This window comes from Streptomyces sp. NPDC058221 (assembly GCF_042882365.1).
Classification (GTDB): domain Bacteria; phylum Actinomycetota; class Actinomycetes; order Streptomycetales; family Streptomycetaceae; genus Streptomyces.
In genome coordinates, this window is the sequence record NZ_JBHVWF010000042.1 from 46,987 (window position 1) to 54,755 (window position 7,769).

At 71.5% G+C, this 7,769-nt stretch carries 6 protein-coding genes; 3 read left to right on the forward strand and 3 right to left on the reverse strand.

Features of this window, described 5'->3' with window-relative positions:
* Window positions 1-27: 27 nt before the first annotated feature.
* On the reverse strand, window positions 28-1,278 hold the full coding sequence (locus tag ACFVW8_RS16265; RefSeq protein ID WP_389690333.1) for a WS/DGAT domain-containing protein: 1,251 nt from the start codon (window positions 1,276-1,278) through the stop codon (window positions 28-30).
* Between the two features lie 268 nt (window positions 1,279-1,546).
* On the opposite strand from ACFVW8_RS16265, the gene ACFVW8_RS16270 reads away from it, so the two are divergent.
* On the forward strand, window positions 1,547-2,671 hold the full coding sequence (locus ACFVW8_RS16270) for an SDR family oxidoreductase (protein ID WP_389690335.1): 1,125 nt from the start codon (window positions 1,547-1,549) through the stop codon (window positions 2,669-2,671).
* Between the two features lie 156 nt (window positions 2,672-2,827).
* Here the strand turns inward: ACFVW8_RS16270 and ACFVW8_RS16275 are convergent, their stop codons facing one another.
* Both ACFVW8_RS16275 and otnK read right to left on the reverse strand, forming a co-directional pair.
* Window positions 2,828-3,478 carry a class II aldolase/adducin family protein gene (locus ACFVW8_RS16275; protein WP_389690337.1) on the reverse strand — a complete coding sequence of 217 codons (651 nt, stop codon included), beginning with the start codon at window positions 3,476-3,478 and terminating at the stop codon, window positions 2,828-2,830.
* Window positions 3,475-4,746, reverse strand: a complete 1,272-nt coding sequence (otnK, locus tag ACFVW8_RS16280) for a 3-oxo-tetronate kinase (protein WP_389690339.1) — start codon at window positions 4,744-4,746, stop codon at window positions 3,475-3,477. Before otnK ends, ACFVW8_RS16275 begins: the two co-directional genes overlap by 4 nt.
* 209 nt (window positions 4,747-4,955) lie before the next feature.
* Between otnK and ACFVW8_RS16285 the strand changes: the two genes are divergently transcribed.
* Together ACFVW8_RS16285 and ACFVW8_RS16290 are read left to right on the forward strand one after the other, a co-directional pair.
* Window positions 4,956-6,356, forward strand: a complete 1,401-nt coding sequence (locus ACFVW8_RS16285) for a homoserine dehydrogenase (RefSeq protein ID WP_389690341.1) — start codon at window positions 4,956-4,958, stop codon at window positions 6,354-6,356.
* On the forward strand, window positions 6,356-7,714 hold the full coding sequence (locus ACFVW8_RS16290) for a gluconate:H+ symporter (protein WP_389690343.1): 1,359 nt from the start codon (window positions 6,356-6,358) through the stop codon (window positions 7,712-7,714). Before ACFVW8_RS16285 ends, ACFVW8_RS16290 begins: the two co-directional genes overlap by 1 nt.
* The last annotated feature ends 55 nt before the right edge of the window (window positions 7,715-7,769 follow it).

The window sequence follows — 7,769 nt, forward strand, 5'->3', positions numbered from 1 at the left end:
GGCAGCACCCTCCTCCTGGTGCCGGTGCTAACCGAGGGAAGATGCTTCTCCGACCTGGACCGATTTGAGGGCCTGCTCCCATGCACCGGGGAGGTCGCCCACACCGGGCATGACCGTGTGCGAGCCGAACGCGACGCGAGCGCGTCCCTGATAGGACCAGAGCAGGCACGACAGGGCGTGCCCGGGAAACGTGGGGGCAGCGGGAACTAGGTCCAGCACCGGGGAACCCTTGAAGGACAGGGGGTTCTTCGAGCGGACGGAGGAGACCACGGCACGGCAGCGGGTGCCCGAGCTGATGCGCTTGCCGAGGGCGAGGGTAGCCGGGAACGGAGTGATCCGCCGGATGGTCAGGTCGAGGGCGGCCCGGAATCCGGACCGCTGCCAGGCGGCCAGCTGCCTTCCGGTCTCGCGCAGGACGCGGTCGGGCTCTCCGGTGGGCAGTGCCAGGCGCATCGGCGCGAAGTGGTTACCCAGTGCCCGCTGTTCGCCGGGCTCCCTCAGGTCCATCGGGACCACGACGTGGACCTCCCGGTCGCCGGGAAGCGGCCACCAGGAGTCGGCAGCCAGTGCGAAGCAGGCGGCGAATACCTGCGTGAGGGTGGCGCCGGGCTGCTTGATGTGCGCCACGTCCAACGGCCCGGTCACCGCATAGGTGGCCTCACCCTCGCGAAGAGTTGCCTTCGGGGCGGGCCAGGGCGAGGTGGGCTGAGCGGCCCGCAGGATGGAGGCTGCCGCGGACGGCAGATACCGCAGCCCGGCTCGCAGTGCGCCGGACAGAAGGGGACGGCGCCGGGCTGGCACCCCGTCTCCGAACAGATGGTCCAGGGCGTGGGTGATGGCCCCACCGTCCATCTGCGTGTGATGGCAGCGCAGGACAAGCGCCCAGCGGCCCGGAGCGAAGCCGGCCGCGATCAGTACATCCCACATCGGCGCCCCCGCCGGAGAGACCGGCGGACGCCGCCGCACCTCCCCCATCAGCCCCTCGATACCGGCCTCCGCCTCGTCCCCACCCAGATCGAGCAGGGCGACATGGTCAGCGGCCCGCACCTGCTGCGCGTGCCAGCCCGGCCGGCCGGACCGTTCGGCATACCGCTGGAACAGCCCGGGAACGCGCCGCAGACGGGGTGCGAGGTGATCCGCGACCTCAGCGACCCCGGGTGCGGCGCCCTCCAGGATCAGGGCAGTGGAGATGTACATCTGCGCCGCGTGCGTCAGCGGGGCCATGTCCATCAGCACCACATCACCAGCCTGCGCCGCAAGAGCCGTCTGCGCGTACAAGGGTGTTCCGTCCTGTCTGCGGAATAGATCCGCGCCCTGTCCGCCTCGCCTGACAGGGCCAGGGCGAGACGGTCACGGGCATGAACGCCCGTGACCGGACAACCCGTGCGAGCCCGACAGGTAGCGCGCCCCCGGCACACTGCCTACCAAGATCACTCGTTGTGCTGATCCGTCCAGGCGCGCCGTAACGATTCTGCTGACAGCCGGTTCGCAGAGACGGCCAACCAGCAACAACTCTCACACCAACGTCCTTTCAAGGAGCCAGATGATGTCCGAAGCGCAGTGGGTCACCGGGGGCACCGGCCTCGTGGGGGCCGCACTTGTCGTGGAGTTGCTGACGCGCACCGACCACCGCATCGTCTGCCCCACCCGCCCCAAGGAGGGACTGGCACCCCAGGCACGCCTCACGCAGGTCCTGCAGGCCGCGGCCCGCGCATACGGTCACGACGCCACGCTGGACGCGGAGATCGCCGGGCGCTGCCGAGCGGTCTCCGCCGATCTCACGCAGCCCCTCTGCGGCGTCGCCCCCACCTCCCATGCCGGCGGGGCGCGGGAATTCTGGCACTGCGCGGCCGACCTCCGCTACGAAGACCGGTACTGGCCCGACCTGCAGCGCACCAACATCACCGGCACCCGGCACGCGGTCACACTCGCCGAGACACTCGGCTGCGAGGTCTACAACCAGGTCAGCACCGCCTACGTCGCAGGATCCCGTGAAGGAATCCTGTACGAGGAACCCGCGGCCCCCTCCTGCGTCAACAACCGCTACGAAGAGAGCAAAGTCGCCGGCGAAGACATCGTCAGCCGTGCGACCGGGATGACCACACGGATCCTCCGGCCGAGCATCGTCATCGGCCACAGCGTGACCAAGAAGGCAGTCGGCGGGCTGACCGGCGCATACTCCGTCGTCCACCGTCTCGCCCAGGCGCAGCAGGCGCTCGCCAGGCGTGGCGTCACCGACGAGGTCAGCGTCCTGCTGCCTGCCGACCCGGCCATCCCGATCAACTTCGTCCCCGTCGACCTCGTCGCCGACGACGCCGTCTCCCTCAGCACCGCCCGCGCCGACGCCGGAATCTTCCACCTGACGCACCCCCGCCCCCTGGCTCTGGGCCAGACCCTGGATCTGGCCAGCGCCATGACCGGCCTCGCCCCACCCCGCTACTCCCTCGACAATGTGCAGGCCACCGCCATCGACCGGGTGATCTCCCGGCAAATGGACTTCTACAAGTCCTACATGCGCGGCGAGAAAATCTTCGACCAGAGCGCGCTGCTCACCGCCGTCCCGACCGCGGCCCTGCCCGCGTTCGACCTCGACGTCGCCGACCTCGCCGAGTACTACCACTGGTACCTCCAGCACATTGGCCACCAGCCCTCCCTCCCGCAACCAGCCTGAGACGAACCACCACGCGGCGGACAGAACAGCTCCACCCACCCCACAAGGCCGTCCTGCCAGGAGCCCCGGTGCCACCCTGGGATCCGGCCTCAGCCTGCGGGGCAAGTGCGCCCGCCCCCGCCGTCGTACGGCAGGGGCTCTCCGGCGGTTCGTGCGTCAGGCCGCCGGACTGCCCGTCCAGGGTGAGGCGTACTTCTGCGCCAGCGGGGCGATCTCCTCGGGTGTCAGGAGCCGCGGAGTGCGGTCGCCGAGTGCGAGGAGCAGCGCGGAGACCTCTTCCAGCTCCACGGCGGCGTCCACGGCCGCGGACATCGAGTGGCCGGCGACGACGGGTCCGTGGTTCTGCAGCAGGGCCGCCCGGAACGGGAACGGCAGGGCGTACATCCGCTCCGCCTGTCCCATGTCACCCGGCGCGGCATAGGGCAGAAGCGGTGTCTGGCCCACCCGCATGACGAAGTACGGCGTCAGCGGCGGTATTGCGCTGTGTTCGCTCCACGCCGGCAGGCAGGCAGCCGCGGTGGCGTGCCGGGAATGCAGATGGACGACGGCGCGGGTGGCCGGATCGCGGCGGTAGAACGCCGTGTGCAGCGGGAATTCCTTGGAGGGCTTCGGGCCGTCGAGGTGGGCGCCTGCCGTGTCGAGGACGCTGAGTCCGGCGGGGTCGATCCGGGAGAGGTCCGTGCCGGTGGGGGTGATGCAGACGTACGGGCCTTCACGGACGCTCAGGTTGCCGGAGGAGCCGGGACTGAGGCCGAGCGCGGCGAGATGGGCGCCCGCAGCGGCGAGTTCGGTTCGGGGATCGCTCATGCCAGGGCGCTCCAGGCCTCGGTGAAGATGTCCGTGCCGCCGAAGTTGCCGGACTTGAGCGCGACGTCGACCGCCGGACCGGCGTCCTCGGCGGCCAGGGCCGCCGTGGCCCAGGTGACGCCGGGGGCGATGGGGGAGCCGATGGCGAGCGTGCGCACGCCGAGTGCGGTGATCACCGCCCCCGAGGTCTCGCCGCCCGCGACGAGGAGGCGTCGCGCCCCGGCACCGACCAGGCGTACGGCACAGTCGGCCAGCGCCTGCTCGACCAGCACGGCGGCCGGGGGTGTGGTGTCCTCCGCCGTCTCCGCCAGGTCGCGCAGGTCGTCGACGGCGTAGAGCAGGGGTGGCCGCTGCGGGTCGTCCTGCCAGCAGGCGCGGGCGAAGCCGACCAGCTCCTCCACCGCGCCGTCGAGGTCCGCCCGCAGGGCGGCGATGTCCAGCTTGCGGTGCGGCAGGTGCGCGCGGCCGTGGGCCACCTGGGCGCGGGTCGCCTCGGAGGCGCTGCCGGAGAGAACCACCGCGGGATCGCCGGGGCGCGAGGCAGCCGGTGCACGCGAGGCCCCGGGGTGCGGGCCGGTCAGGCCGAGTGCGAGGCCGGCGGCGCCGGTGACCAGGCGGTGGTGCGCGGTGGCCGCCGAGACCGTGCGCAGGTCCTCGTTGTCGATGGCGTCCACGACGACGAGCGCGTCCGCCAGCGCGGGGTCGTCCAGTGCGGCCTCCAGCGCCTCGGCTCCGGACCGCACCGTCTCCAGCCCGACGCGGCGCACCGGGTGCGTGGTCTGCGGGGTCAGCAGCCGGCCCACGTCGGAATCGCGCATCGGTGTGAGCGGATGGTGACGCATCGGGCTCTCGTCGAGGGGCCGGCCGTGGACGAACAGGTGCCCGCCCCGGACGGTGCGGCCCGTGTCAGGGAACGAGGGCACGACGACAGCGCGTCGCTCACCGATCGCGGTCAGCAACGCATCGGCCACCGGCCCGATGTTGCCGTGCGGGGTCGAGTCGAAGGTGGAGCAGTATTTGAAGTAGAAACGTTCGCAGCCGGCCGCGCGCAGCGCGCGGAGTGCCGCGAGCGAGGAGCCGACCGCCTCGGAAGCCGGTGCGGTGCGCGATTTGAGCGCGACCACGACGGCGTCCGCCGTCACGGCATGGTCGTCGGCGACTGCGCCGGGGCCGACGGTCACCACGGTGCGATGGCCGCGGGCGACGAGCATCGTCGCGAGGTCCGTTGCTCCGGTGAAATCGTCGGCGATGGCCCCGAGGGTCGGCATCAGGCCTCCTTGCGTTGGGTGCGGTGCGTTGTCCTGCTGGCCGGAGGCGGTGCCGACCAGGTGTTTGTGAAAAAATGTTAACAGACTTTACGAGAATGGGATCTGCTGATACATCTTGTTAACACGCTCCTCGTGGCTCTCGCTCTGCTGACGAGTCCGCCCGCGCCGGGAGCACGTCACCACTTTGCTCGCGCCACCCAGGAGGGCCCATGAACCTGCACCACCTGTTCGCCGACGCCGGCGACCGGACCGTGCGGTACGCACTGTCCGGAGCCGGGGGCGGCTTCGCCCGGACCCTGCTGGCCCAGACCCGGCAGCTCGGCCGGCTGGTGCCCGCCGTCCTGTGCGACCGCGATGTGGAACGCCTGCGCACGATGCTCCTGGAACTCGGTCACGACCCGTCGGAGCTGCGTGCCTGCGGCACGGCGGACGAGGTCGCCGCAGCGGCCGGCGACGGGTGCGTCGCCCTCGTGGCGGACGGCGCCCTGCTGCCCGCCGCTCCCTGGGACATCCTGGTCGAGGCCACCGGCAGCCCCGCCGACGGATACGCGATGGCGCGCGAGGCCCTCACCCTCGGCCGGCACGTGGCGATGGTGAGCAAGGAGGTCGACTCCGTCGCGGGACTGCACCTCGCCGACCTGGCGAAGGACAACGGCGTCGTCTACACGACGGCGGACGGCGACCAGCCGGCCAACCTGATCGGCCTGGTGACGTGGGCGCAGCTGCTGGGCCTGGACATCGTGGCCATCGGGAAGTCGAGCGAGTACGACCTCGTCCTCGACCCCGCCACCGGCACCGTGACCCAGCTCGACACCACGGTCCCGGCCCCGGAGCTGGCCGGCCTGCTCACCCTCGGCGACGCCACCCGCGCCACCCTCGCCGCCCGCGCCGCGGCGGTGGCGGCACTGCCCACCGGCGCCACCGCCGACTACTGCGAGATGGCCGTCGTCGCCACGAACACCGGCTTCCGCCCCGACGTGGAGCGCCTGCACTACCCGGTCGCGCGCATCGCCGAGCTGGCCGACGTCTACGCGCTGCGCGAGGACGGCGGACTCCTCCACCGCCCCGGAGCGGTCGACGTGTTCAGTGCGCTGCGGCTGCCCGACGAGGCATCCTTCGCCGGCGGCGTGTTCGTCGTCGTGCGCACGACGGACCCGGTCACCTGGGAGACCCTGCGCGGCAAGGGCCATGTCGTCAGCCGCGACGGCCGCTACGCCGCGATCTATCTGCCCTACCACCTGATGGGCGTCGAGACCCCGCTCTCCCTCCTCTCGGCCGTCCTGCACCACCGCCCCTCGGGCGGCACGGACCCGCGCGCCCACGCCACCCTCGCCGGCCGCGCCCAGCAGGACCTGCCCGCCGGGACCGTCCTCACCATGGGCGGGCACCACCACGACGTGACCGGTGTCCAGGCCGTGCTGCTGCGCGACGAGAACACCCCTGCGGACGTCGCCCCGCTCTACCTGGCCGCCCACTGCACCCTCGCCCGCCCCGTCGCGACCGGTGAACTGATCGGGCTGGCCGACCTGGCCGACGCGGACGAGGACCTGCTGCTGGCCTGGACCCTTGGCCGGTCCTCCCGCACCACCGTCACCGGGGGAGCGCAGTAGTGGACACGGACATACAGCATCTGCTCCTGGGCGCCGCGGCTGTCGTCGTTCTGATCCTGCTGATCACCAAGGCGAAACTCCACCCCTTCCTGGCGCTGAGCATCGCCGCGCTGGGGCTGGGGCTGGCGGCCGGGATCGGTCCGGGCCAGACCGTCGAGAACTTCCAGAACGGCTTCGGGGACGCCCTGAAGAGCACCGGCCCCACCATCGGGCTCGGCACCGTCCTGGGCGGCATCCTGCTCGGCTCCGGCGGCGCCGATCGCATCGCGACCGTCTTCATCGGAGCCCGGCCGGTCAAGTGGATCCCGACGGCCATCACCGCGGCTGCCCTGCTCATCGGCATGCCGCACCTGTTCGACGTCAGCTTCGTGATGCTCGTACCCCTGGTGTACGCGGTCGCCAAGCGCACCGGCACCCATCTGCTGTACGTCGGACTGCCGATGGCCGCGGGTCTGTACATCTCGCACGGGCTGCTGCCCCCGCACCCCTCGCCGACCCTCGCCGTCTCCGCGTACAGCGCCAACACCGGCCTGACCATCCTCTACGGACTCATCATCGGGATCCCGATCGCCGTGATCAGCGGGCCGCTGCTGACCAAGGTGGCCGGCCGCTGGTTCGGGCCCGCTCCCGACCTGGACAAGGGCCCGGTCCCCGAACCGGAGCCCCTGCCGGAGAACCAGCGCAGGCCCGCGTCCTTCACGCTCGCGCTGATCACGGTGCTGCTGCCGCCCGTCCTCATGCTGATCGGCACCCTCGGCACGTCCAACACGGCGAAGGGGTCTCTCCCGTACGCCGTGTTCGAGGCGTGCGACTCCTCGGTCCTCTCACTGCTGGCCGCTGTCGTCTTCGCCTTCTTCGCCCTCGGCGTCCGTTCCGGCTTCGGCCTCGGACAGCTCCAGAAGATGGCGGGCAAGGGACTCGGACCGGTCGGCGGCATCGTGCTGATCCTGGGTGCCGGAGGCGGCCTCAAGGCGATGCTGACAGCCACCGGCATCGACAAACTCATCTCGGACTACGCGGTCGACTGGTCGGTGCCGCCGCTGCTGCTGGCCTGGCTGGTCGCCGCGCTGCTACGGATCTGCCTCGGCTCGGCGACGGTCGCCACCGCCGCCGCGACGGGGATCGTCGCCCCCCTGCTCGGGGCCTACCCGGGACTCTCCCCCGAACTGATGGTGCTGGCCAGCGCCTCGGGCGCCGTCATGCTGTCCCACGTCAACGACTCGGGCTTCTGGCTGTTCAAGGAGTACTTCCAGCTTTCTGTGGCGCAGACGTTCCGCACCTGGACTCTGATGCTCTCCCTGCAGTCGCTGCTCAGCCTCGGCGGCGTCCTGCTGCTCAGCACCTTCGTCGGCAGCTGACCGCGACCGGGGGGCGTCCGCCCGCTGTCTCCCGGCCGCGTTCCGCGCCCCGGGG